This window comes from Faecalibacterium sp. BIOML-A4, assembly GCF_009679665.1.
Classification (GTDB): Bacteria; Bacillota; Clostridia; order Oscillospirales; family Ruminococcaceae; genus Faecalibacterium; species Faecalibacterium taiwanense.
In genome coordinates, this window is the sequence record NZ_WKZG01000018.1 from 78604 (window position 1) to 101770 (window position 23167).

Sequence of the window (23167 nt, forward strand, 5' to 3'; positions counted from 1 at the left end):
TTTCCGTTTTGCCAATGGCTCGCCCTTCGGGAGAGCTGGCGAACAAAGTGAGCCTGAGAGGGTTTTCTTTTACAAGAACTGTTCCAGCTTTACCCGGCTATCCTCCTGAAACTCCTGCAGTCTTTGAGCAAGACGCTTTGCGCCGGGCGCGGCATTGGGGTAATCCTTCTGGGCCTTTACGCAGTCCACCACCCCCATGCCGCTGCCCTGTGTGAGCATCTCGGCCAGATTGCGGGTGGACTTGTCCGTGAGGGTCTTCATACTGATGCCCATTTTCGTGTTCAGCTTTGCCATGGCGCTCTGCCCCTGCGCGGTGCCGCCGCAGGCCTCGATGGCGGTGTGCGCTTCCTGATTGAGCTGGTGGTACACATTGCGCTGGCGCAGCAGCTCGGCCTTGAACTGCACATCGTCGGTCATCGGCACGATCTGTTCCAAGGTGTTCTTGCCCATCTCGGTATTCTGCACCACGGCTTCCAGCAGGTTCAGGTTGTCGTTTTTCTGGTTTTCCATACAAAAAATCCCCCTTCTGGCCTTAGTCTGCGCCAAAAGGGGGATTTTATACACTGGTTTTATTCTGCACGCATCTGATCGCCGCCGGCGTTCTGTGCCTCCCGCAGGCGTGCGTCGCACAGCTCGTACAGCGCCTGCCAGTTCTTGGCCTGCACATCCTCAAAGCTCGCCACGCCGCAGCTCAGGGTAAAGGGTACCCGGCGCATCATGCCGGTGGTGGTGATGCATTCCCGGGGCATCTGCCGATACAGGTTCTGCATTTCCTCTGCCAGCTGCTTGCCGTCGGCGTCCAGACAGCCCACCGCAAAGATGCTGCCGGTCAGGCGGCAGACCACGCGGGTCGCAGGGGTATCAAAGTTCTTTTTCCACTGGTTGCCCACAAAGCAGTGCAGCTGGTCCATCACAGGCTGGCCGTAGGTATCCCGCAGCTTCTGGCCATTGTCGATGCTCACCAGCGCCACAGCCGCCTTGCGGCCCTGCGCTGCACACTGCTCCAGCTTTTGGGCAAACACCGTTTCCAGATAGCGGCGGTTGTACACACCGGTAAGGAAATCGTGGCTCATATCCTCGCGGCACAGTTCCCGCTCCCGGGGTGTCATGCGCTCTTCCGGCAGCACATTGCCTGCCAGCGGTGCGCACATTTCCAGCTCCCAGCATTTGCCGTCCGCTTCCACTCTGCGGTGCAGCACACAGTCCACACGGCCATTGCGCAGCTCGTAGTCCACCCGCAGGCCATCGTCCTGCCAGCCGTCACAAAGCGGTGCTTCGGTCAGGGTCACTGCCTCAAATACGGCCTGCGCTGAGCGCGCAAGTTCCCGTAGATCCTGCTCGGTACATTCTTTCTTCATGTAATTTTCCCCATCATCTGCGCACGCGGCGCTCCCGTATCCCGCGTGCAGTCACCTGTTCCCCATACGTTCAGGAACCATCTGCCGCATTATGCATCCCGCGCCCGCCCTGTTTCCGGAAATGCCGGGAACGCATCAGGCAAAGAAAAATGGCATAATGCCGCTTTAGCAACATTATACCATTCAGCTTCCGATTTTACCAGCAAAACGCACAATTTTCTGCCGGAGTTTTTATATTTTCGTCAAATTGCTAAGCTCCCGCCGCTCTGTGCCTTCTGTTTATACGCGGCAGTACACACTGCACTCGTCGTGGATGGTCTTGGCCAGTGCCTTGGCGGCAAAGCCGTCAGCGGCGCGCCATGCCCAGTTTCCGCCCAGCTTGCCGGGGGTATTCAGGTGTGCTTCCGCACCCAGACCCAGCCAGTCGTACATAGGGATGATGGCCCGGTCAGCCACCGACCCCAGCGCTGCGCGCAGCAGAGCGATGCGGACATCATCGGTCCGGATAGCCGCCAGCTCCTTTGCGGTGGGCTTTACGCCGGTCAGGTGCAGGTAAGCGGCAGCGGCAGCCTTTTCCTTTTCGGAAGCGCCGTTCTCCCACCAGTCGGTCAGGGTGGTGTTATCGTGGGTGCCGGGATACACCACGCTGTTCTTGACGTGGTTGTGGGGCAGATACTCGCTGTCCCCGCCGCTGAAGGCGAACTGCAGCACCTTCATGCCCGGGAAGGTGCTGTCGGCCAGCAGCTTTCGCACGCTGGGGAACAGTTCACCCAGATCCTCGGCAATGATGGGCAGCTTGCCAAGGGCAGCTTCCAGCGCATCGAACAGCTCCATGCCGGGGCCGTTCTCCCACTTGCCGGTGCGGGCGGTGGTGCTGTCCGCCGGGATGGCCCAATAGGTATCGAAGCCGCGGAAGTGGTCGATGCGCAGCAGGTCGTAGATGCCCAGTGCGTGGCGCACCCGGCGCACCCACCACGCGTAGCCGGTCTTTTTGTGGTAGGCCCAGTTGTACAGCGGGTTGCCCCACAGCTGACCGTCAGCAGAGAAGTAATCCGGCGGGCAGCCCGCCACACGGGCAAAGCCGCCGTCGGCATCCAGCTCAAACAGCGCGCCGCCCACCCATGCATCCACCGAGTCGGCAGAGACGTAGATGGGGATGTCGCCCAAAATCTGCACGTCCTTTTTGTTGGCGTAAGCCTTCACCGCCTGCCACTGGGCCGCAAACTTGTACTGCACGAACTTCCAGAAGCCGATCTCCTCCTCGTTTTCGGCGGCAAAGGCAGCAAGGGCCTTCTTGTCGCGCAGGCGGTAGGGCTTGTCCCACTCCACCCAGTTCTTCATGCCGTTGGCCACTTTCAGGGCCATGTACAGGGCGTAGTCGTCCAGCCATTCCTCATTGGCGAGGGTAAAGGCATAATAATCATCCGGGAAGTAATAGCTGCAGCCGTGCAGCCCGGCGCACTGCTTGCGCCATGCGGCGTAGGCGGTGCGCAGGACTTTAAAGCGGCTCACATACAAAGTGCCGTAGTCCACCTCTTTGGGGTCTGTGCCCCATTTTTCGGCCTTGAGCTGGGCGGCGGTGAGCAGGCCTTCTTCCTTCAAAGCGTCGAGGTCGATAAAATAGGGGTTGCCCGCAAAGGCCGAGCAGCTCTGATAGGGGCTGTCACCGTAGCCGGTGGGACTGAGTGGCAGGATCTGCCAGATCTTCTGGCCCGCTTGTGCCAAAAAATCCACAAACTTGAATGCTTCCTTGCCAAAGCAGCCAATACCGTAAGGGCCGGGCAGGCTGGACACCGGCATCAGGATTCCACTTTCACGCATGCTATTACCTTCCTCATTTTTAACATTTTATGGGAATATCGTTGTTTCTTATCATAACATATCCGCAGACTATTTTCCACAGGCAAAAAACGTGGTATACTTATTTTTAAACTGGGTGTGTATCCCTTTTTCGATTTTAAATAGCCTCCGCTTTCGCTCTGGCTATGTTCAGCGGAATCCAGATTTTTTATTTCGCGTTTGTCGCGGCCTGCGGAACTTGTCGGGGCAAGGCCCCGCCATCTGCTGACGCAGACCGCTCGCCGCTTAAAAGCCCCACCGGGGCTTTCATTGCTGCGCAAACGCGGTCCGCTCCAAACGCATTTTCACCAGAAGGGCCGAAACCGGCAGATGCAGTAAAATCTCTTTTGTTGTTGGCCTTTACGGTCCCTTGCGTGAAAAAGCAGAATTGGAACGACCGCAGTCGTTCCAATTTTGCAAAAATAAAAATAAATTTTCCGCTGAATATGGCCAGAGCCTGCGGCGGCCATTTTAAATCGTCAAACTGCACCCTGAACAGGAGGTACCCGCGCCATGCAGCGCACAGAAAAATACTTTGAACAGGACGCTTTCCGCACCCAGTGCGAAAGCACCATCCTTGCCGCAGAGCCGGACGAAAAGACCGGCGGCGGGCGCATTGCGCTGGACGGCACGGTGTTCTACCCGGAGGGCGGCGGTCAGCCTGCCGACCGGGGCACCCTGACCCTGCCGGACGGTGCCACGCTGAATGTGACCGATGTGCACGAGCATGACGGCATCCTCTGGCACAGCGTGGACGCTCTGCCGGAAAGCGCTGTTCCCGGCACTGCCGTTTCCGGCTGCATCGACTGGGAATGGCGGTTTGACAAAATGCAGCAGCACACCGGTGAGCACATCCTTTCCGGCATCCTGCACCAGATGTTCGGGGCCGAGAACGTGGGCTTCCACATCGGTTCCGAGGCTGTGCGCATGGACACCAGCGTGCCCATTTCTGCCGAGGGCCTGCAGGCAGCCGAGCTTGCCGCCAACCGCATCGTGTGGCAGGATGTGCCGGTGCTGGTCAGCTACCCCACCCGGGAGGAGCTTGCCGCCCTTGTCTACCGCTCCAAAAAGGAGATCGAAGGGCAGGTGCGCATCGTGACCATTCCCGGTGCGGATGTCTGCGCCTGCTGCGGCACCCACACCCGCACCACCGGACAGGTGGGACAGATCAAAATTCTGGCCAGCGAGAACTACAAGGGCGGCGTGCGGCTGAGCGTGGTGTGCGGCCAGCGGGCATTGCTTGCTGCACAGGCTATGCGCCAGCGGCAGGCAGAGATCGGGGCGCTGCTCTCGGCCAAGGCCGACCAGACCGCTGTGGCGGTGCATCGCGTCTACGATGAGTATACTGCGCTCAAGTTTACACACTTTGGCGTATGTTCTCAGCTGTTCGATGCACTTGCCCAGCTGGCAAACCCCGGTGAGGATGCCATCCGCACAGTGCCCGGCCTTGACCCGGACGGCCTGCACCGACTGGCGGTGCGCCTGACCGAAGCCACCACCGGTCTCTGCGCCGCCCTGACCCCCACCGAAAAGGGCACCGGCTACTGCATCGCACAGGCAGACGGCGATGTGCGCGCCCTGACCAAAGCCCTGAACGCCGCCCTGAACGGACGCGGCGGCGGCAAGCCCGGCATCTGTCAGGGCAGCTGCGCCGCTGCACCGGAACAGGTGGAGGAATTTTTGCGGGAGCAAAACCGGTAAGCATCCTCGCCCTCTCCGTCTTTGCTTCGCAAAGCCACCTCTCCCAAAGGGAGAGGCTTTGGCAGTACGGAAAACCTTCCGGCTTTGCCAAGGGCTCCCCCTTTGGGGGAGCTGGCGCGTCAGCGCCTGAGAGGGCGAGCCACGTTAATTTTAAGGAGAACAACAAACTATGAGAATGCGTTTCAAACCCTATGCCCACGACGAGCTGATGGCAGCCGACTTCCATGTGCACGAGCCGCTGATCTGGGGCGGCAAGTGGCACGCCCAGTACGCCCGCCCGGAGCAGCCCTTTGTGCTGGAACTGGGCTGCGGCAAAGGCGGCTTCATCTCCCAGCTGGCCTGCGCCCATCCGGAAAACAACTATCTGGGCATCGATATCACCGATAAGGTGCTCATCCTCGCCAAGCGCAAGATCGAAGCCGCCTATCAGGCTGCGGGCCGCCCCATCGACAACGTGAAGATCATGAGCACCGACATCGAGCGCATCAAGGGGGTCATTACCGCCGAGGATACGGTCAGCCGCATCTACATCAACTTCTGCAATCCGTGGAGCAAGAACGGCTCTTCCCACAAGCACCGTCTCACCTACCCGCGCCAGCTTATCAACTACCGTGAGTTCCTCAAGGACGGCGGCGAGATCTACTTCAAGACCGACGACGATGATCTGTTCCGCGACAGTCTGGAATACTTCCCCGCTTCCGGCTACGACATCGAGTGGATGACCTTTGACCTCCATGAGAACGAGCCGGAGTGGAACATCCGCACCGAACACGAGGGCATGTTCACCGAAATGGGCATCAAGATCAAGGCCCTGATCGCCCGCAAGGACCCGGACCCCGCCAGCGTGACCTGGATCGAGCCGAAGATCCTCAAGCGTCAGGCCCGCGAAGCGGCCGAGGCCGAGGCTGCTGCCAAGGCTGCACAGGAAGGCGAAGGCAATGAATGACCCCTGCGAGATCTGCCTGAACAATGTGCAGGACGAGTACGGCAGCTGGTACTGTGCTCAGGGCGGCTGTCTGGACGAGGACGAGATGGCCCGCTATCTTTCCCGCAGCACAGCTGCCTGCCCGTTCTTTGAGTCGGGCGATGAATACAAGATCGTACAAAAACAGAACTGACCTGCACCGCAGCATGATTCTCACAGGAGGTGTTTTATGCTCAACTTTCTCACGACCACCACAGTATGCGGCTTTTCGCTGTATCATGTGCTGGCCTTCTTCCTCATTTATTCCTGCACCGGCTGGTGTCTGGAGGTCATCTTTGCCGCCGCCACCACCGGTCAGCTGGTGAACCGCGGCTTTCTCAACGGCCCGGTGTGCCCCATTTACGGCTTCGGCATGGTCATCGTGCTGTTCACCCTGACCCCTTTGCAGGACAGCGTCCTGCTGCTGTACATCGGCGGTGTCATCCTGCCCAGTGCGCTGGAACTGGTAGGCGGCTGGGCACTGTATAAGCTTTATCACACCCGCTGGTGGGACTACAGCGACTTTCCCTTCAACATCGGCGGCTACATCTGTCTGGAATTCAGCCTGCTGTGGGGCGTGGGCACGCTGGTGGTCATGCGCATCGTCCACCCAGTCGTCGCCGGTCTTGTGGATATGGTCCCGCCCTTTGTGGGCTTTGTCGTTATGTGTGTGCTCTATGCAGTCTACGCGGCAGACGTAGTCGTTACGGCCTTTGCCGCCTCCGGTCTGGCCAAGACGCTGGATGCCATGGAGCAGCTGGCCGACAGTATCCATGCCGTCAGCGATGCCATGACCCAGCTGCTGGGCACCACCACCCTGAACGCCGACCAGAAGCTGGACGAGCAGCGCCTGCAGCTCAAGCTTGCTGCCGCCGAGGCCCGCGAAGCCGCACCGAAAAAGCGCGCCCTGCGTGAAACGCTGGCCGCCGTCCGTGCCAAGACCGAAGAGGCCCGCGAGGCCGCAAAGCGTGCTTCCGAGATCGCCAAGCTCAACACGGCCGAAGCCGCCAAGGCTGCACAGCTGGCCGCCAAGGGCACGATGGAGCGCGCTGCCGAGCTGCTGCGTCTGGAACAGCTGGCCGAGGAGCTGCAGGCCCGCAGCGATGAAATGCAGGCCCAGCTGCTGCGCACCCCCCGCATCGTTGGCCCGCGCCGCATGCTGCGCGCCTTCCCCGGCCTGAAGCATGGCGTAAAAAAGACCACCCTCAAGGCCCTGCGCCTTGGTCTTGCCCGCCGGGAAAGCCCCGAAGAAGAACCGAAGAAAAACGGCTCCGACACCCGCAAGGATGCCTGAGACCGCTGCCCAAAAGACCGCTGCACAGGAATGCAGCGGTCTTTTTATGCCCCGCCTTCCGGACCCGTCTGGTGTTCCGTTCTTTTTTGCCGCAATGTCGCAATGTTTTAAATATCTATTTTCAAAGGTTTAAAATCGTGCTATACTGTTTTCTAAAATGCCATATTTTGTCGAAAACATCCAACAGCGAGGGATTTATCATGTCCGAAGAACTGAAGTCGAATGAAAATGTCGGCGCACTGCAACCCGATGCACTTGCACAGATCGCATCGGTAGACCCCAGCCCGGCCGTAGGCGGTATGCACCCCTTTACTCCGGCCATGCTCAGCTGTCTCAAGAAGCAGCGTCAGCTGCTGAGCGAGCTGGAGCACGCCCTGAAAAATCACGAGTTCTGCTTCTTTCTGCAGCCCAAGTGCAACAGCATGACCCGCGCCATCGTGGGCATGGAAGCACTGGTGCGCTGGAACCACCCCACCCGCGGCTGCGTGCCCCCGTCTGAGTTCATGCCCCTGCTGGAAAGCACCGGCCTTGTGACCCAGCTGGATCAGTACATCTGGGAGTCTGTCTGCAAGACCCTGCACAAGTGGCAAGAGAGCGGCAGCAATCTTGTGCCTGTATCTGTGAACGTTTCTGTGGTGGATATCGTCAATCTGGACGTGCCGCAGATCTTCTCCAACCTTGTGGAAAAGTATCAGCTGGAGCCCAAGCTCCTGCTGGCCGAGATTACCGAGACCATGCTGGCCGAAAACGCTTCTCTGGTGGAAAACACCATCCAGGGCCTGCACCGCAAAGGTTTCTCTGTGATGATGGACGACTTTGGCAGCGGCTATTCTTCGCTGAATATGCTCAAGGACACCAACGTGGATGCCATTAAGCTGGACATGAAGCTCATCGACATGAACCAGCAGAACCGCAGCAAGGGCGTGCAGATCGTGGAATCGGTGGTGGATATGGCCCACCGCCTGAATCTGCCCATCATCGCCGAGGGCGTGGAAACGCCGGAGCAGGTCTCCATGCTGCAGGCCGCCGACTGCCTGTATACGCAGGGCTATTACTTCTACAAGCCCATGCCGGTGGAGAATGCCGAGGCCCTGCTGGCCCAGCCCAACAGCGAGGATTACTGGGATATGCGCCGCGACCTGATGCGCCATGACCGCCGGGTCCCCGTCTCCGACAGTGAGCAGACCGCACTGGCACTGCAGGCCTACCAGATCTTTGCGGATAATGTGCTGGAGCTTTCCCTGCTGAATCTTTCCACCGGCGAATACCGGGTCATCAAGCGGGATCCGCGCCTGCCCGGTGCGGGTTCGGACACTGAGGAGGACTTTGCCGCTTACTGTGAGCGCATGGTGACGAACAAGGTGATCCACCCGGACGACGCGGAGATGTTCACCGACCAGACCGATCTGGAGGCCCTGCGCTCCGCTGTTTTCAGCACCCAGCAGCCGGAGGCCTACCGCTTCCGCAAAAACGTGTCCGGCCAGTTCGTGTGGATCACCATGGAGTTTCTGCCCTGCCGCAACTGCTGCGCCCAGAACCCATGGGCCACCGTGGTGGTGCGTGAGGATGCACAGGCCGACCATCTCAGTGAGGAGCTGGACTTCTCCTACAGCCACGACACCCTGACTGGCCTGCTGAACCGCAGCCTCTTCGAGACCGATCTGCGGACGCTGCAGTCCAGCGAATACGACTCCATGGTGTGCACCTACATCGATGTGGTGGGCCTGCACGAGATCAACAACCATCTGGGCCACCGCAGCGGCGATGCCATGCTCTGCTTCATTGCCAATGCGGCCCGCAAGTTCTTTGTTTCCAGCCGCATCTACCGCATCGGCGGTGACGAATTCGTGATCTTCACCCCGAACCAGCCGCCCTACAGCGTGTGGGTGGCTGTGGACAAGATGCGTGCTTTCCTGCGCGCGAAGGAATATGAGATCTCGGTGGGCATCCAGAGCACCAACGACCTGCACCGGCTGGACGATGCCATGAATCAGGCCGAAGCTGCCATGCGGCAGGACAAGCAGGCCTATTATGCCCGCAACGGCCAGGAGCGCCAGCTGCGGGGCCTGAACGAGAAGCTGGAGCAGACCCTGACCGAAAAGCGGGATGCCGAGCATTTTCTGCGGGTCCTTGCCCCCAAGTACAAGAGCGTGTTCGTTGTGGATCTGAAGACCGACCGTATGCGCGGCGTGATCGTCCCGGACTATTTCCAGAAAATTCTGGACACCTCCGGCGGCTCTTTCCTCGCCGTTCTGCAGCAGTACCGTGATACGCAGGTGCAGCCCGCCTACCGCGAGAGTCTGGCGGACCTGCTGGACTACAACTATATCCGCAGCAAGGTCCTGACCGGCGACATCGTGGAGCACACCTATAAAAAGACCGACGACACCACCTTCCGCGTCAAGGTGACACCCTACTCCAGGAGTGGCTCTCATATCGATGAAACGCTCTGGATCTTCTCGGATGAAGGGGCATCCCTTACCCCTCCCCAGACAAAATAAGTGATTAAACGTTAAAAAAATCGGAAACGACTGCGGTCGTTTCCGATTTTTGTTTTTACAGAAAAGTTGTGCCGGGTGCCCAGAGCCAAGCGGAGGGCATTTTAAATGGTCAGGCCCACAGATTTTCCGGGTACTGGCCCTCTGCCGTTTTGCGGGCGATGGCTTCCACCACCAGCGGCTTGTCCTCACGGTAGGTAACGCCGTACCATTTATCCGTGCTGCGCAGCACTTGAATTTTTGCCTTGCCCTCTTCGATCAGCTCCGTGACCACCAGCGGCAGGAAATACTCACACTTGAGCGGGTTTTTAGGCAGATTTTCGGTCAGCCAGCCCGCAAAGCGCTGCTCGGCTTCGTCCAGAAAGCTTTTGCCAAAGCCCCACAGGTTCATGCTCACCGGGGTATCGCCGGGCAGATCGGTCCAGCTTGCGCCGCCGTCCTCGGTGAAGTGTACGCCGTTTTCGTACGTTTCAATGCGGGTGCGTTCGGTCACACTGTGCAGGGTGCCGTCGGGTTCGGTCACGCATACGCCGCGGGCCACGCTGCCATTCTCGGAGACAGTGTTCCGGAGCAGATAGCTTACCATGCAGTAGTCGTAATAGCTGCCGTCCTCGTGGGTGGACAGGTAATCATACATCACCCGGAAGGCCTCCGGGCCGTAATAATCATCGGCATTGATGACTGCAAACGGGCCGTCGATGAGGTCCTTTGCCGCCAGAACGGCGTGGCAGGTGCCCCAGGGCTTGACACGGCCCTCCGGAACGGCAAAGCCTGCGGGCAGCTCATCCAGCTGCTGGAAGGCGTATTTCACGTTCATGGCCTTGGATACACGCTCGCCGATGGCTGCCTTGAAAGCATCCTCGATCTCATGCTTGATAACAAAGATCACCGTCTCAAAGCCTGCGCGGCGGGCATCGTAAAGGGAATAATCCACGATCACCTGACCGTTCGGCCCCACCGGGTCGATCTGCTTCATGCCGCCGTAGCGGCTGCCCATGCCAGCCGCCATGACCACCAGTACCGGTTTGTTCATATAAGGTTCCTCCCCCTGTTCAGGCCGCAGCTGCGGCAGAATATTTATTGTCTCATTATACTCCATTTTGGACAGAAAAACAATTTGAAATGGCTCCGCCTCAGGGAAATCAATTTTTGCAGCTTGATCCGGATTAAAAGCGCCGTGCCAGCTCTCGGGTGACTGACCCTCTCAGTCATCTCGCTTTGCTCAATGCCAGCTCCCCCTTTCGGGGGAGCTGGCAAAACCGTCAGGTTTTGCCTGAGAGGGTTCCGCCAATCGCGGCTATCCGTTTGGGCCTCTGTGTGAAAATGAGTTTGTCGCGGGCCGCAGGCCGCGACAAACTCAAAAATATAAAATTCATTCCGCTGATAATGGCAGAGCGAAGCGGAGCCATTTTTCAATCGCCCCTTCGTTCTGCAAGCTAAAATTTCCAAAATATGCAATTTATTCTTGCAAAAGTATTGTTTTTGCCATGTAAATATTGTATAATGGCGGCGTCAATGCAGGTTTTACCTGTCAAAAAGTGTCCTTTAGTGAAAGCAAAGCTTTCCAACACGATCAAGAAAGAGGTATTTTATCATGAATGAAGCCGTTACCAAGCGCTTTCTGCTGTATTTCCGCCTGATGCTGCTGGTGTGGATCCTGATCGCCAATGCCATCATCCATGTGACCGGCCTGGAGTACAGCTGGCTGATCTTTCTGAGCAATATCATGATGTTCACGCTGGAAGGCGATGTGAAGGATCGCTTCGTCACCGTTGAGCTGGGTGGTCTTGTGGGTCTGATCCTCACTGTGATCGCTCTGCTTTCCATCACGGCCCTGACCCCGGTGCTGGGCAGCTTCTTCGGCTTCCTCATCCCGCTGGCCGTGGTGCTGTTCATCCTCATCATCCTGCACCCCTACGCACCCAAGGTGCTGAACAACGTGGGCTTTGCCTACCTGACTGTGGCCTGCATCGACACCACCGCTCTGGCCACCCACCTGCCCCAGTTCTTCATCACCTTCATCGTGGGTTCCGTTCTCTTCAACGGCGTGTGCGTGCTGCTGATGAAGCCTGCCAAGGCTCTGGCCGTCAAGAGCGTCCAGAAGGAAAACGTGTAACTCTCTTTACGGAGTATATAACATAAGCGAAGGCCCCGTTCCGATCGGAACAGGGCCTTCCCGTTTATGTGTTGTTATTTGCCGAAAATTGCACACTGTCGATTTTTGTGCTATACTGGTCGCGCTGCCCTTCCCATTCTGGCATCAGAAGGGGGTGAGGACCGATGAACTCAATTTTAGGCAACTTTCTCGTGGCTGTCGCAGCGCAGGTAACGGCAAACTATCTGTGCAAGTGGCTTGATAGTCACCGCAAGGGCAAGTAAGCACAAGAACCCCCTTGGAGCGGCAACTCCGAGGGGGTTCACTTTTGTGTGAGACCGATGCAATACTCAATCTCTATCAACTTTCTCTACCCTTATTATATGCATCCTTGCAAAAAAGTCAAGGCGGCGGTATTTTTTTCAGTTTGCGGCATCCATACGGATCCTTACATTCGTTGTTGCCATGCAAAAAAAGCGCCGCTCTCCCCTGCCGGGAAAGCGGCGCTTTGTGTTTTGCAGTGTCTGCTTACAGGCTGCGGTTGCGGATCTCGGCAGTCACCTTTGCGATGAACGCATCCAGCTCCATCGTGGTGGTCTCGCCCTTGCGGTCACGCACCGAGATGTTGCCTGCCTCGGCTTCCTTGGCACCCAGAACCAGCATATACGGCACACGGTCCACCTGCTGTGCCTCGCGGATCTTGTAGCCGATCTTCTGGTTGTCGTCGTCCAGCACAACACGGACACCGGCTTCCACCAGCTTTTCGGTCACGCCCTCGGCGTAGTCCAGCGTCTTTTCGGAGACGGGCAGCACCTTGACCTGCGTGGGAGCCAGCCAGGTGGGGAACTTGCCCTTGGTCTCTTCGATCAGGTAAGCCATGAAGCGGTCCAGAGAGCCCAGGATGGCGCGGTGCAGCACCACGGGGGTCTTTTCGGTGCCGTCCTTGTCCACGTAGGTCAGGTGGAACTTTGCGGGCAGGCAGAAGTCCAGCTGGCAGGTGGACAGGGTGTACTCGGCACCCACGGCGGGCTTGACGTTCACGTCCAGCTTGGGGCCGTAGAAGGCAGCCTCGCCGATCTCCTCGGTGAAGTGGATGCCCAGCTCGGTCAGCACTTCGCGCAGGGCCTGCTCTGCATGGTTCCACATGGCATCATCGTCGTGGTACTTCTTCTTATCGGCAGGATCACGCAGGCTCAGCACGCAGCGGTAATCGGTAATGTTGAAGTCCTTGTACACCTCAAAGATCAGGTCGCACACGTTTGCGACCTCGCTCTTGATCTGCTCCGGGGTGCAGAACAGGTGAGCATCGTTCTGGCAGAAGTGACGGCCGCGCTCGATGCCCTTCAGGGTGCCGGAGGACTCGTAACGGAAATCGTGGGCGATCTCACCGATGCGCATGGGCAGGTCACGGTAAGAATGGGGACGATTTGCGTAGATCATCATGTGGTGGGGGCAGTTCATCGGGCGCAGAACATAGCTCTCGCCCTCCATCTCCATGGCGGGGAACATGTTCTCACGGTAGTGATCCCAGTGACCGGAGGTCTTATACAGGTTCACAGTGCCGATGCAGGGAGTCATAACGTGCAGGTAGCCGCGTGCACGCTCCTTCTCCTTGATATAGTTCTCCAGCTCCTGCCAGACGGTGTAGCCTGCGGGCAGGAACATGGGCAGGCCGCGGCCAACCAGATCGTCGGTCATGAACAGGCCCATTTCCTTGCCGATCTTGCGGTGATCGCGCTCACGGGCCTCCTGCTGCTCCTTCTCCCATGCATCCAGCTCTTCCTGATTGCGGAAGGCCACGCCATTGATGCGGGTGAGCATCTTGTTTTCCTTGTCGTTCTTCCAGTATGCGCCGGACTGCTGGGTGATCTTGAAGGCCTTCAGCGCCTTGGTGTAGGTCAGGTGGGGTCCGATGCACATATCCACGTACTCGCCCTGCTGGAAGAAGCTGAACTCGGTCTCATCGGCCAGATCCGCCATGTGCTCGATCTTGTAGTTCTCCTTGCGCTCTTCCATCAGCTTCACGGCCTCGGCGCGGGGCAGGATGAAGGGCTTGATGGGCAGGTTCTCCTTGACGATCTTGCGCATCTCTTTTTCGATGTTTGCCAGATCCTCGTCGCTGAGCTTCTGGTCGCCCAGATCGACATCGTAGTAGAAGCCGTTCTCGGTAGCGGGGCCGAAGGCAAAGTCAGCCTGCGGATACAGGCGCTTGATGGCCTGCGCCATGATGTGGGCTGCGGTGTGGCGGATAACGTGCAGTTCCTGGTCCTGCGGGCACTCGTCCACATGGCCGTCCTTATAGATGATCTTCATAATGTTTGCTCCTTTGACAGATAAAGTAAAACAAAAAAGCGCTTCATCCCGCACACTTACTCACGGGATGAAGCGCCTGAAAAAATCAGAAACGTTCCACGGTTCCACCCGAATTGCACGCCTCTGCGTGCCACTCGCTGTGCTGTAACGGGCGCACCCGGCAGAGGTTCTCCTCTGCGCTCTGCGGTGGTAGAACTCCGGCACATGGCAGGCTGCTTGCAGCACCCTTGCGGGGCAGCCCTCTCTGGGTCATGGAGAAACGGGAACTCAGTTTGTCCGCATCATCGCTTTTACAGGATGAAACTACGCTGATTGTAGCACGTCCCGCCGAAAAAATCAAGAGACGCAGCCATGAAATTTTTTCTTCATTTTTCTTCCTTCGGCTGCAGGAATTCCGAAAAAAGCTTGCTGGTGCGGAATCCCTGACTGGAATACAGGCTGTGATAGCCGGAGAACATATAGCTCAGGCCGCAGGCCAGAGCCATCAGCTCAAACCCGGCCCCGCTGAACAGCTCAGCCGCCAGTACAATGGAAGCCACCAACGTATTGGTCGCCCCGCAGAACACGCACACCAGACCCACTGCAGCAGAAAAGCCCGCCGGGAGCCCCAGCAGCGGCCCCACCACGCAGCCAAACGTTGCGCCGATGTAAAAGCTCGGCACCACTTCGCCGCCCTTGAAGCCCACGCTCAGGGTCAGCACCGTAAGCACCATTTTGCACACAAAGTCCCACGGCAGAGCCTGCTCCAGCTCAACGGCATCCATAATGACATCCATGCCGGCACCGTTATAGCGGCCCACCCCCATCAGGTAGGACAGCGCCACCACAGCCGCACCGCCTGCAGCAGCCCGCACCCACGGATTCGGCAGCAGTTTGGGGATCTCATGCTCAAAAAAGTGCAGCATCTGGCAGAAAATCACCGCCACCACCGCGCAGCACATGGCCAGCACGGCGGTGCGCACCACCGTCCTGGCATCCAGCGGCGGCGCTTCCATCACAAACCTTGTGGGCGCAATGCCGGCCTTCAGCGAGATGCTGTATGCAATAAGCGCCGCCAGAAAGCCCGGCACGAAGGCCACGGTCAGCATCAGGCCCACATCCACCACCATCATCGCAAACAGGGTCGCGGTCAGCGGTGTACCGAACAGCGCCGAAAAAAATGCCGCCATGCCGCACACGGTAGCCGTGCGGCAGTCATGATTGTTGAAGTGCAGCACCCGGCCGATATTCCAGCCGATGCTGCCGCCCATCTGCAGCGCTGCGCCCTCGCGGCCGGCCGAGCCGCCGCACAGATGGGTGAGCACAGTGCCCAGAAAGATGGCCGGGACCAGCCACGGCGTCACCGAGCTGCCGTCCTGCACGGCCCGCAGCACATCGTTGGTGCCCTTGCCGACACAGCCCGTCGCCTTATACAGAGCCGTGATGGCAATGCCTGCCGCAGGCAGAAGCCATAGCAGCCAGACCTGCTCTGCGCGCTGCTCGGTCACCCATTCCACTGCCAGATGGAACAGCGTTCCGATGCCGCCGCACAGCACGCCGGTGCACACAGCCAGAAGCGTCCACCGGAACAGTGCCAGCAGCGAGACCCGGATCGCTTCCTTATAATGCAGGAACCATTCCTTTATTTTCCACATGTTTCTTCCCCGCACCTCTCTTATTTTCGATCTGATTTTGTCTATATGCGCCAAAACATAACATGTTTTTCTATCAATGTCAACCAAAGAATGGCAAAGGATATTATACAACTTTTACATACCCGGTAAAACAAATGTCAAAAGCCCCGCTTCTTTGTGCGCAGAAGCGGGGCTTTTGATTTGGTTGCCATTAGAGATTTTGGAGTTTTACTCCACATCCTGCAGGGCGGCAAAGTCCTCTTCGCCGGTGCGGATCTTGACCACGCGGGTCACGTTGTACACAAAGATCTTGCCGTCGCCGATATGGCCGGTGTACAGTGCCTTCTTGGCAGCCTCCACCACAGCGTCCACGCTGATCTTGGAGACGATCACCTCCACCTTGATCTTGGGCAGCAGGGTGGTATCCACAGGCACGCCGCGGTACTTTTCGGAAGTGCCCTTCTGGATGCCGCAGCCCATCACCTGAGTGACGGTCATGCCGGTAACGCCCAGATCGTTGAGGGCAGTCTTGAGCTGATCGAACTTGGAAAGCTTTGCAATGATGGACACCTTGTGCATGCCGGTGTCGTACACGCCATCGTGGATCACGGGCGAAGGCTCGCGCACCACAGGAACGGCAGCGCTGATCTGCTTGTCGGTGGCCTTGGTCACATCGTCCTCGCCGAGGTCGGTGTTCTCGTTGGGCACCATGGCAGCAGAGTTTGCATCGGAGATGGAGAAACCAGCGTAAGCGGATGCCAGACCATGCTCGTGGATATCCAGACCGTCGATCTCCACCTCTGCGGGAACGCGCAGGCCGATGAACTTATCGATGAGCTTGAAGATAATGAACATCACAACGACAACGTAGATGTCAACGGTAACGAGGCCCAGCAGCTGGGTGCCCAGCTGTGCCAGACCGCCGCCGTAGAAGAGACCTGCGTGCTCAGTGTTGGCACCGGTGGAGAACAGGCCCACCGCAATGGTGCCCCACACGCCGTTTGCAAAGTGGACGGAAACTGCACCAACAGGGTCATCCACCTTGGCGATGTTATCGAAGAACTCAACGCTCAGAACAACGAGCAAGCCGGCCACAAAGCCGATGAAGAATGCGCCGAACGGAGAAACGGTATCGCAGCCTGCAGTGATCGCCACCAGACCGGCCAGAGAACCGTTCAGGGTCATGGAAACATCGGGCTTGCCGTAGCGCAGCCATGTAAAAATCATGGTCACACAGGTGGCAACGGCTGCAGCAAGGTTGGTATTGAAGCAGACCAGACCGGTCATGGTCATGGCCTCGTCGGTGGCAAGGCTCAGAGAGGAGCCGCCGTTGAAGCCGAACCAGCAGAACCACAGGATGAACACGCCCAGAGCACCGGCGGTCAGGTTGTGGCCGGGAATGGCGTGAGGCTTGCCGTTCTTGTCGTACTTGCCGATGCGGGGACCCAGCATCCATGCGCCCAGCAGAGCGATGACACCGCCCACATTGTGGACTGCTGCAGAGCCTGCAAAATCATGGAAGCCCATGCTCTGCAGCCAGCCGCCGCCCCACATCCAGTGGCCGCAGATGGGGTAGACCACCAGTGAGATCGCAGCAGAATAAACGCAGTAAGCCTTGAAGTTGGTGCGCTCGGCCATGGAGCCGGAAACGATGGTGGCAGCCGTTGCGCAGAACACGGTCTGGAACACGATGTAGACCCACAGCGGGATATCCAGACCCAGATGGCTGTAATCGCCCTGAATGAACGGGTCGAAGCCGCCGATCAGTGCGCCAGTGCCGCCGAACATCAGGCCAAAGCCGATGATCCAGTAGCACGGGGTGCCGATGCAGAAGTCCATCATATTCTTCATCAGAATATTACCGGTGTTCTTGGCACGGGTGAAACCGGCTTCGCACAAGGCGAAGCCCGCCTGCATGAAGTAGACAAGGAACGCTGCAACCAGCGTCCAACAGGTGTTGACGGAGCTGAACATAACTTTCCATACCTCCCACGAATGTGATGCCGCAAGGCCACCAGAACCTTTTGGCGTGTGCGGTGTTCCCCGTGCCGATCGCACGCAGGAACGCTTCATTTGCACTCAGGAGACCCTCTATCTTCCCCCGAGCGGCAATATCCCCGAAAACACAAAAGGCGCTGGCGGAATCAATTCCGTCAGCGCCTTTGCTTTCGATGGCAAGAGTATAGTCCCTTTGTGCAAAAGTGTCAAGGGCTCATGTCAAGGTTTTACGTTTTTCACAACGCAAAGAAAGTTATCACGGCAAAAGTTTGGCAAAACTCTGTTTTCAGCTGCGCACTAGTCATTCTTTTCCGCTTCTGTGTCGTTTTCCGCTTTTTTGCGGCCAGAGCGGTGTCCGCCCTGCATTTCCCAGTGCAGCATCAAGCTCATCATGGCGCGCAGTGCAAAGGTAGCAGCCAACGGCACCACCGACTCCAGATTCTGCAAAAGGAAGGTCTTTGCGATCTCCGCCGACATCAGGAATTCCAGCGCCGTGGTCAGGCCGCTGCTCATCTCGTGGTGGAAATCATGGTGGTCATGGAAGAAGGTCGCCCGCACATAGTGGTAGGTGGCCTTGATAAGACTGGTGACGATGATAAACAGACCGATCACTTCGGCAAGGCCCGCGATCATGGGCACTGCGGTCTCCAGAAAGCCTTCCAGTCCATGGGTAACGCCTGCGTTCAGATGATAAAGCCAGCCCATAGCAGCATCCTCTTACAGCAGCGTCTTGACGTATGCTGCCAGCTCCTCGTCCTTGCAGGAGGCGAAGAACAGCTCGCTGAACTTTGCACCGGCCACAGCGCCCTTCAGCAGGTCCTGATCGATGCTCTTCAGGCACTCGATCAGCGGCTTGAAGGTAGCGGCACGCACGCCGTCCAGAATTTTCTTGTTGCGCTGCTCAGGCTCCACGCGCTCCTTGGGGTAGCCCTGACCGTGGCCGAAGCCGAACAGTTTCTCGAAGCAGTACTCAAGGTTCAGCTCACCGCCCCAGCCGAAGCCCTTGGCAAACGGCATGGCAACGGCGTTGCCGTCGTTCACGTGGGCAAAGGTGTAGGCATCCACAGGGTCCTCCACATGGCCGCAGATCACGCCGGGGAAGCTGTTCAGTGCCAGCATGGCACCCTCGCCGGTGCCGCAGCCGGTGATGACGTAATCGGCTGCGCCGCTGTTCAGCAGGATGGCAGCCAGAATGCCGCACTGCACATAGGTCAGCTGGGCAGCATCGTCGGCAGCGTACATGCCGTAGTTGACCACCTCGTGGCCCATGGGCTCCACCACCTTTTTCAGGGCAGCTTCAATGATGCCATTCTTGGCGGCCTGACTGTTCTCGTTGATGAGTGCAATCTTCATAGTAGTTTCTTCTCCTTTTATGATCTTCTCCTGCAGGTGCAGGTGTTATACAAAGTCCTCGCGCATGGGGGTAAAGAAGTCCATCATCACGCCGCCTTCCAGACACACACAGCCGTGCATCACGCCGTCCTGCTTGAGCAGGGTGTCGCCGGGGCCCACCTCGCGGGTCTCGTCGCCGATGGTAAAGCGGTAGCGGCCGGAGACGATGTAGGTGACCTGCGTGTGCGGGTGGCAGTGCATGGCACCCACACCGCCGGTCTCAAAGGTATTTTCCACGCACATGGCATCCTTGCTGTAGGCCAGAATGCGGCGCTTTACGCCCTTGCCGCACACCTCCGGCTCGATTTCGGCATGGGGCACCCATACTACGTCTTTATGCTGTTTTTCCATTATAACACAACATCCTTTCCCATACAAACACAAAAAGCGGCAGCCAGCAGGCAAAGCCTGCCCGGCTGCCGCCGTGCTCAGTCCTTTGGGATATCCTCAGCCATTACTGGGGCTGCTTGCCGATGTAAGCCAGAATGCCGCCATCGACGTACAGGATCAGGCCATTGACAAAGTCAGAAGCCTCGGATGCCAGGAAGACAGCAGGTCCGCCCAGATCCTCTGCCTCGCCCCAGCGGCCTGCGGGGGTCTTGGCAACGATGAACTGGTCGAAGGGATGACGGCTGCCGTCGGGCTGGATCTCGCGCAGAGGTGCGGTCTGCGGGGTAGCGATGTAGCCGGGTCCAATGCCGTTGCACTGGATGTTGTATGCGCCGTACTCAGAAGCGATGTTCTTGGTGAGCATCTTCAGGCCGCCCTTGGCTGCAGCGTAGGCGGAGACGGTCTCACGGCCCAGCTCACTCATCATGGAGCAGATGTTGATGATCTTGCCGCCGCCCTGTGCGATCATGTCGGGGATGATGGCCTTTGCCACGATGAAGGGAGCGTTCAGGTCAACATCGATGACCTGACGGAACTGAGCAGCGCTCATCTCGGTCATGGGGATGCGCTTGATGATACCGGCGTTGTTGACCAGAATGTTGATGTGGCCAACTTCCTCGGTGATCTTTGCCACCATGGCGTTGACGGCATCCTCATCGGTCACGTCGCAGACGTAGCCGTGAGCCTTGATGCCTGCTTCTGTGTAAGCAGCGATGCCCTTATCCACCAGCTCCTGCTTGATGTCGTTGAACACGATGGTTGCACCGTTGGCTGCCATTGCCTTTGCAATAGCCATGCCGATGCCATAAGATGCGCCGGTGATCAGCGCGACCTTGCCGGTCAGATCAAAAGATTTGGGAGTGCACTGTGCCATAATAGAGTCCTCCAATCAAATTGTTCCTTTGCGGGGAAGCCCCGTTTTTGCTCTGCAGGACGCTCAGAAAGCCGAACTCTCAATTTTAGCATCCTTCTTGTATACAGGGTAACATTCTTTTTTGGCTCTGTCAAGGCATTTTCTTCTGCATTTTGGCTGTATTTTTAATTTTCCGGGAAATTTTTTCGTGAAAAGTCGTGCAAAGCTGCAAAAACCCGGGTTTTTCTTGTATACACGGTTTCAGTCATTAGCGGTGCGCACAATTTCGGCGGAAAAATTTGGGCTTGTTGACAAGAGCCATCTTAAGCCATCCAGAATATCATCCCAGCTTCTTTTTCTGCTGCCGTGCCACAATGGGCATCAGCAGGGAGGCGGGCAGCAGCTTCTGCGCCGTGGTGCATGCCCGCATAAAGGCCGAGGGCACAATGATGATCCTGCGGTGCATCATGCCGTGCATGGCTTCCTGTACGCAGAACTCCGGCGTGATGCCCTTGAGGGCAAACACCACCCCCGCCCGGTCGTTGAACTCGGTATCCACCGGCCCCGGGCAGAGCGCACACACGTAGACCGGGCTGTGCAGCTCCTGCAGCTCCCGGGCAACACCCCGGGTCAGGCTGACCACATAGGCCTTGCTGGCATAGTAGCCCGCCATATAGGGCCCGCCGGGCAGCAGCCCCGCCGAGGATGCCACGTTCAGGATGGTGCCGCCGCCTGCCGCGTGCATCCTGCGCACCGCAAAGCGGAACAGCCGCGCCATGGCTTCCACATTCACCCGGATCATTTCCTCTTCCCGGGCATCGTCGGTCTCCAGATAGCTGCCGCACACGCCAAAGCCCGCGTTGTTGATAAAGATATCAATGGTCTCCCCCTCCAGCTCCTTGAAAAGGCGCTGGCAGTCCTCTTCCTTTGCAAGATCGGCAGGCAGGATGCGGCAGGGCGTGCCCAGTTTTGCGGCCAGCGCTTCCAGCCGGTCGGTGCGGCGGGCGGTCAGGATGAGCCGGCAGCCCAGCTTTGCATAGCGGCGTGCAAACTCCTGCCCGATGCCGGAGCTTGCGCCAGTGATCCAGATGGTCTTTTGCATGGTGATTTTCCTTTTTCCTCTCGCCCCCAGAACGGGGGCTTTCTGTACTTATTGCCCCTATTTTAACACAGTTTGACCGCATTTTCTATGCAATTTTCGTAAACTATAAAAAGAGTGTCCGGAACACCTGCGGCATCCTGGACACTCTCATAGATTTTATTTCAACAGGTTGTCGTTGTCGAAGTAATCGATCCGCATGGACTTGCGCACCTCGGCCAGCGTGGCGGCGGCAGTCTTTTCGGCATAAGCGCTGCCCTCCTTCAGGATCTCCACCACCTCGGGCAGGCGCTGCTCCCACTCCTTGCGGCGGGTGCGGATGGGCTCCAGCTCGGCCTGCATGACGCTGTTCAGGAACTTTTTCACCTTCACGTCGCCCAGACCGCCGCGCTGGTAGTGCGCCTTCACCTCGTCGAGGTTCTGGTATTCCGGCCAGAACTCGGCAAAGTGCTCCGGGCGGCAGAAGGCGTCCAGATAGATGAACACCGGGTTGCCCTCCACCTTGCCGGGGTCCTGCACCCGCAGGTGGTTGGGGTCGGTGTACATGGACATGACCTTCTTTTTGATGTCCTCCGGTTCCTCGGACAGGTAGATGCAGTTGCCGAGGCTCTTGCTCATCTTGGCCTTGCCGTCGGTGCCGGGCAGGCGCAGGCAGGCGGCGTTCTGGGGCAGCACGATCTCCGGCTCGGTCAGGGTATCGCCGTAAACGGCGTTGAATTTGCGCACGATCTCACAGCACTGCTCGATCATGGGCTTCTGGTCCTCACCGGCAGGCACGGTGGTGGCATGGAAGGCGGTGATGTCCGCAGCCTGACTGATGGGGTAGCAAAAGAAGCCCACCGGGATGCTGGTCTCAAAGTTGCGCATATGGATCTCGCTCTTGACGGTGGGGTTGCGCTGCAGGCGGCTCACGGTGACGAGGTTCATATAGTAGAAGCTCAGCTCAGTCAATTCCGGCACCATGGACTGGATGAAAATATGGGTCTTGGCAGGGTCGATGCCGCAGGCCAGATAATCCAGCGCCACCTGCAGGATGTTCTGGCGCACCTTTTCCGGGTTGTCGGCGTTATCGGTCAGGGCCTGTGCATCGGCGATCATAACGTAGATCTCATCGTACTCGCCGGAGTTCTGCAGGCGCACCCGCTCCTTCAGGGAACCGACATAGTGGCCCACATGCAGGCGGCCGGTGGGACGGTCGCCGGTCAGAATGATTTTTTTCATGATGTTCTCCTTTTTTAAAGGGCAAACTCCCCCAGTCACGGCTTACGCCGTGCCAGCCCCCTCGGAGATGGGGCCTTTGGCGGTGCGGCAAAGTTTCCGGTTTTGCCAAAGCCTCCCTCAATGAGAAAGACTTCCCCCGGCCGGGGGAAGATGTCACGCAAGTGACAAAAAGGGGAGCAGTGGCATTGCCGCAGGCAATGACGGAAGGAGTTTCCTCCTGTTTCGCTTATTATTTTAAGTATATCCCGCCTCGCATTTTCTGTCAACAAAAGCGGCCGGAGAAAAAGAAAAAAGCGATGGAAAACTTCCATCGCTTTGCTGGCGCCTCTTGCCTGACTCGAACAGGCGACACCCTGATTAACAGTCAGGTGCTCTAACCGACTGAGCTAAAGAGGCATCTATATAAAACGGCACATGACCGTTTTACTACTATAAAATGGTGACCCGTACCGGAATCGAACCGATGTTAAAGGCGTGAGAGGCCTCTGTCTTAACCGCTTGACCAACGGGCCATACGTCCATTTTGCATCGGGTGTTCG

The 23167-nt window shown here is 58.0% G+C and carries 19 protein-coding genes and 2 tRNA genes; 6 read left to right on the top strand and 15 right to left on the bottom strand.

All coding sequences use genetic code 11. From position 1 onward, the window contains the following. Positions 1-69 precede the first annotated feature (69 nt). The 3 genes from GKG34_RS12670 to malQ form a co-directional block, all read right to left on the bottom strand. Complete coding sequence (locus GKG34_RS12670) at positions 70-510, bottom strand: hypothetical protein (RefSeq protein WP_044953312.1); 441 nt, start codon at positions 508-510, stop codon at positions 70-72. Between the two features lie 59 nt (positions 511-569). Further along, the gene (locus GKG34_RS12675) at positions 570-1358 is read right to left on the bottom strand and encodes a diguanylate cyclase (protein ID WP_005938264.1); all 789 of its coding nucleotides are present in this window, start codon (positions 1356-1358) and stop codon (positions 570-572) included. A gap of 279 nt (positions 1359-1637) precedes the next feature. Further along, positions 1638-3179 carry a 4-alpha-glucanotransferase gene (malQ, locus tag GKG34_RS12680; RefSeq protein ID WP_005938260.1) on the bottom strand — a complete coding sequence of 514 codons (1542 nt, stop codon included), beginning with the start codon at positions 3177-3179 and terminating at the stop codon, positions 1638-1640. Positions 3180-3710: 531 nt separating this feature from the next. Between malQ and GKG34_RS12685 the strand changes: the two genes are divergently transcribed. The 5 genes from GKG34_RS12685 (at position 3711) to GKG34_RS12705 (ending at position 9657) form a co-directional block, all read left to right on the top strand. Further along, positions 3711-4898, top strand: coding sequence for an alanyl-tRNA editing protein (locus GKG34_RS12685; protein ID WP_154256458.1), 1188 nt, complete (start codon positions 3711-3713; stop codon positions 4896-4898). Positions 4899-5067: 169 nt separating this feature from the next. Beyond that, a complete protein-coding gene (trmB, locus tag GKG34_RS12690; protein WP_097781008.1) occupies positions 5068-5844 on the top strand; it encodes a tRNA (guanosine(46)-N7)-methyltransferase TrmB in 777 nt (258 codons plus the stop codon). Continuing rightward, complete coding sequence (locus GKG34_RS12695) at positions 5837-6016, top strand: DUF6472 family protein (RefSeq protein ID WP_097781009.1); 180 nt, start codon at positions 5837-5839, stop codon at positions 6014-6016. Before trmB ends, GKG34_RS12695 begins: the two co-directional genes overlap by 8 nt. Positions 6017-6052: 36 nt before the next feature. Then, entirely contained in the window at positions 6053-7156 is a 1104-nt protein-coding gene (locus GKG34_RS12700) for a putative ABC transporter permease (RefSeq protein ID WP_120081321.1), read from the top strand. A gap of 200 nt (positions 7157-7356) precedes the next feature. Further along, positions 7357-9657: a GGDEF domain-containing protein gene (locus GKG34_RS12705; protein ID WP_154256460.1), complete on the top strand. Its 2301-nt coding sequence runs from the start codon at positions 7357-7359 to the stop codon at positions 9655-9657. Between the two features lie 109 nt (positions 9658-9766). Here the strand turns inward: GKG34_RS12705 and GKG34_RS12710 are convergent, their stop codons facing one another. Next, entirely contained in the window at positions 9767-10687 is a 921-nt protein-coding gene (locus GKG34_RS12710; protein WP_097774179.1) for a sugar phosphate nucleotidyltransferase, read from the bottom strand. Between the two features lie 561 nt (positions 10688-11248). On the opposite strand from GKG34_RS12710, the gene GKG34_RS12715 reads away from it, so the two are divergent. After that, positions 11249-11770 (top strand): hypothetical protein, encoded by a 522-nt coding sequence (locus tag GKG34_RS12715; RefSeq protein WP_097774180.1) that lies wholly within the window; start codon positions 11249-11251, stop codon positions 11768-11770. 507 nt (positions 11771-12277) lie between these two features. Here the strand turns inward: GKG34_RS12715 and thrS are convergent. The 11 genes from thrS to GKG34_RS12770 all read right to left on the bottom strand — a co-directional run bounded on the left by thrS (position 12278) and on the right by GKG34_RS12770 (position 23140). Further along, positions 12278-14062: a threonine--tRNA ligase gene (gene thrS / locus GKG34_RS12720; RefSeq protein ID WP_005938348.1), complete on the bottom strand. Its 1785-nt coding sequence runs from the start codon at positions 14060-14062 to the stop codon at positions 12278-12280. Positions 14063-14427: 365 nt separating this feature from the next. Further along, on the bottom strand, positions 14428-15696 hold the full coding sequence (locus GKG34_RS12725; RefSeq protein ID WP_154256462.1) for a chloride channel protein: 1269 nt from the start codon (positions 15694-15696) through the stop codon (positions 14428-14430). Between the two features lie 207 nt (positions 15697-15903). Continuing rightward, the gene (locus tag GKG34_RS12730) at positions 15904-17649 is read right to left on the bottom strand and encodes an ammonium transporter (RefSeq protein ID WP_005938342.1); all 1746 of its coding nucleotides are present in this window, start codon (positions 17647-17649) and stop codon (positions 15904-15906) included. Positions 17650-17970: 321 nt separating this feature from the next. After that, positions 17971-18378 carry a DUF1622 domain-containing protein gene (locus tag GKG34_RS12735; protein ID WP_154256464.1) on the bottom strand — a complete coding sequence of 136 codons (408 nt, stop codon included), beginning with the start codon at positions 18376-18378 and terminating at the stop codon, positions 17971-17973. 12 nt (positions 18379-18390) lie between these two features. After that, positions 18391-19026 carry an RpiB/LacA/LacB family sugar-phosphate isomerase gene (locus GKG34_RS12740; RefSeq protein WP_097781014.1) on the bottom strand — a complete coding sequence of 212 codons (636 nt, stop codon included), beginning with the start codon at positions 19024-19026 and terminating at the stop codon, positions 18391-18393. Positions 19027-19071: 45 nt separating this feature from the next. After that, positions 19072-19416 carry a cupin domain-containing protein gene (locus tag GKG34_RS12745; protein WP_154256466.1) on the bottom strand — a complete coding sequence of 115 codons (345 nt, stop codon included), beginning with the start codon at positions 19414-19416 and terminating at the stop codon, positions 19072-19074. A gap of 103 nt (positions 19417-19519) precedes the next feature. After that, positions 19520-20329 carry a gluconate 5-dehydrogenase gene (locus GKG34_RS12750; RefSeq protein ID WP_005938335.1) on the bottom strand — a complete coding sequence of 270 codons (810 nt, stop codon included), beginning with the start codon at positions 20327-20329 and terminating at the stop codon, positions 19520-19522. Positions 20330-20648: 319 nt separating this feature from the next. Then, on the bottom strand, positions 20649-21410 hold the full coding sequence (locus GKG34_RS12755) for an SDR family oxidoreductase (protein WP_005938331.1): 762 nt from the start codon (positions 21408-21410) through the stop codon (positions 20649-20651). 156 nt (positions 21411-21566) lie between these two features. Further along, positions 21567-22628 (bottom strand): tryptophan--tRNA ligase, encoded by a 1062-nt coding sequence (gene trpS / locus GKG34_RS12760; protein WP_097781017.1) that lies wholly within the window; start codon positions 22626-22628, stop codon positions 21567-21569. Positions 22629-22947: 319 nt separating this feature from the next. Next, positions 22948-23024, bottom strand: a tRNA-Asn gene (locus GKG34_RS12765). 41 nt (positions 23025-23065) lie between these two features. Next, positions 23066-23140, bottom strand: a tRNA-Glu gene (locus tag GKG34_RS12770). Positions 23141-23167 lie beyond the last annotated feature (27 nt).

Bases quoted from the DNA above. Each gene is read 5' to 3' on its own strand.
- GKG34_RS12670 (WP_044953312.1), bottom strand. From the start codon at position 510: ATGGAAAACCAGAAAAACGACAACCTGAACCTGCTGGAAGCCGTGGTG.
- GKG34_RS12675 (WP_005938264.1), bottom strand. From the start codon at position 1,358: ATGAAGAAAGAATGTACCGAGCAGGATCTACGGGAACTTGCGCGCTCA.
- malQ (WP_005938260.1), bottom strand. From the start codon at position 3,179: ATGCGTGAAAGTGGAATCCTGATGCCGGTGTCCAGCCTGCCCGGCCCT.
- GKG34_RS12685 (WP_154256458.1), top strand. From the start codon at position 3,711: ATGCAGCGCACAGAAAAATACTTTGAACAGGACGCTTTCCGCACCCAG.
- trmB (WP_097781008.1), top strand. From the start codon at position 5,068: ATGAGAATGCGTTTCAAACCCTATGCCCACGACGAGCTGATGGCAGCC.
- GKG34_RS12695 (WP_097781009.1), top strand. From the start codon at position 5,837: ATGAATGACCCCTGCGAGATCTGCCTGAACAATGTGCAGGACGAGTAC.
- GKG34_RS12700 (WP_120081321.1), top strand. From the start codon at position 6,053: ATGCTCAACTTTCTCACGACCACCACAGTATGCGGCTTTTCGCTGTAT.
- GKG34_RS12705 (WP_154256460.1), top strand. From the start codon at position 7,357: ATGTCCGAAGAACTGAAGTCGAATGAAAATGTCGGCGCACTGCAACCC.
- GKG34_RS12710 (WP_097774179.1), bottom strand. From the start codon at position 10,687: ATGAACAAACCGGTACTGGTGGTCATGGCGGCTGGCATGGGCAGCCGC.
- GKG34_RS12715 (WP_097774180.1), top strand. From the start codon at position 11,249: ATGAATGAAGCCGTTACCAAGCGCTTTCTGCTGTATTTCCGCCTGATG.
- thrS (WP_005938348.1), bottom strand. From the start codon at position 14,062: ATGAAGATCATCTATAAGGACGGCCATGTGGACGAGTGCCCGCAGGAC.
- GKG34_RS12725 (WP_154256462.1), bottom strand. From the start codon at position 15,696: ATGTGGAAAATAAAGGAATGGTTCCTGCATTATAAGGAAGCGATCCGG.
- GKG34_RS12730 (WP_005938342.1), bottom strand. From the start codon at position 17,649: ATGTTCAGCTCCGTCAACACCTGTTGGACGCTGGTTGCAGCGTTCCTT.
- GKG34_RS12735 (WP_154256464.1), bottom strand. From the start codon at position 18,378: ATGGGCTGGCTTTATCATCTGAACGCAGGCGTTACCCATGGACTGGAA.
- GKG34_RS12740 (WP_097781014.1), bottom strand. From the start codon at position 19,026: ATGAAGATTGCACTCATCAACGAGAACAGTCAGGCCGCCAAGAATGGC.
- GKG34_RS12745 (WP_154256466.1), bottom strand. From the start codon at position 19,416: ATGGAAAAACAGCATAAAGACGTAGTATGGGTGCCCCATGCCGAAATC.
- GKG34_RS12750 (WP_005938335.1), bottom strand. From the start codon at position 20,329: ATGGCACAGTGCACTCCCAAATCTTTTGATCTGACCGGCAAGGTCGCG.
- GKG34_RS12755 (WP_005938331.1), bottom strand. From the start codon at position 21,410: ATGCAAAAGACCATCTGGATCACTGGCGCAAGCTCCGGCATCGGGCAG.
- trpS (WP_097781017.1), bottom strand. From the start codon at position 22,628: ATGAAAAAAATCATTCTGACCGGCGACCGTCCCACCGGCCGCCTGCAT.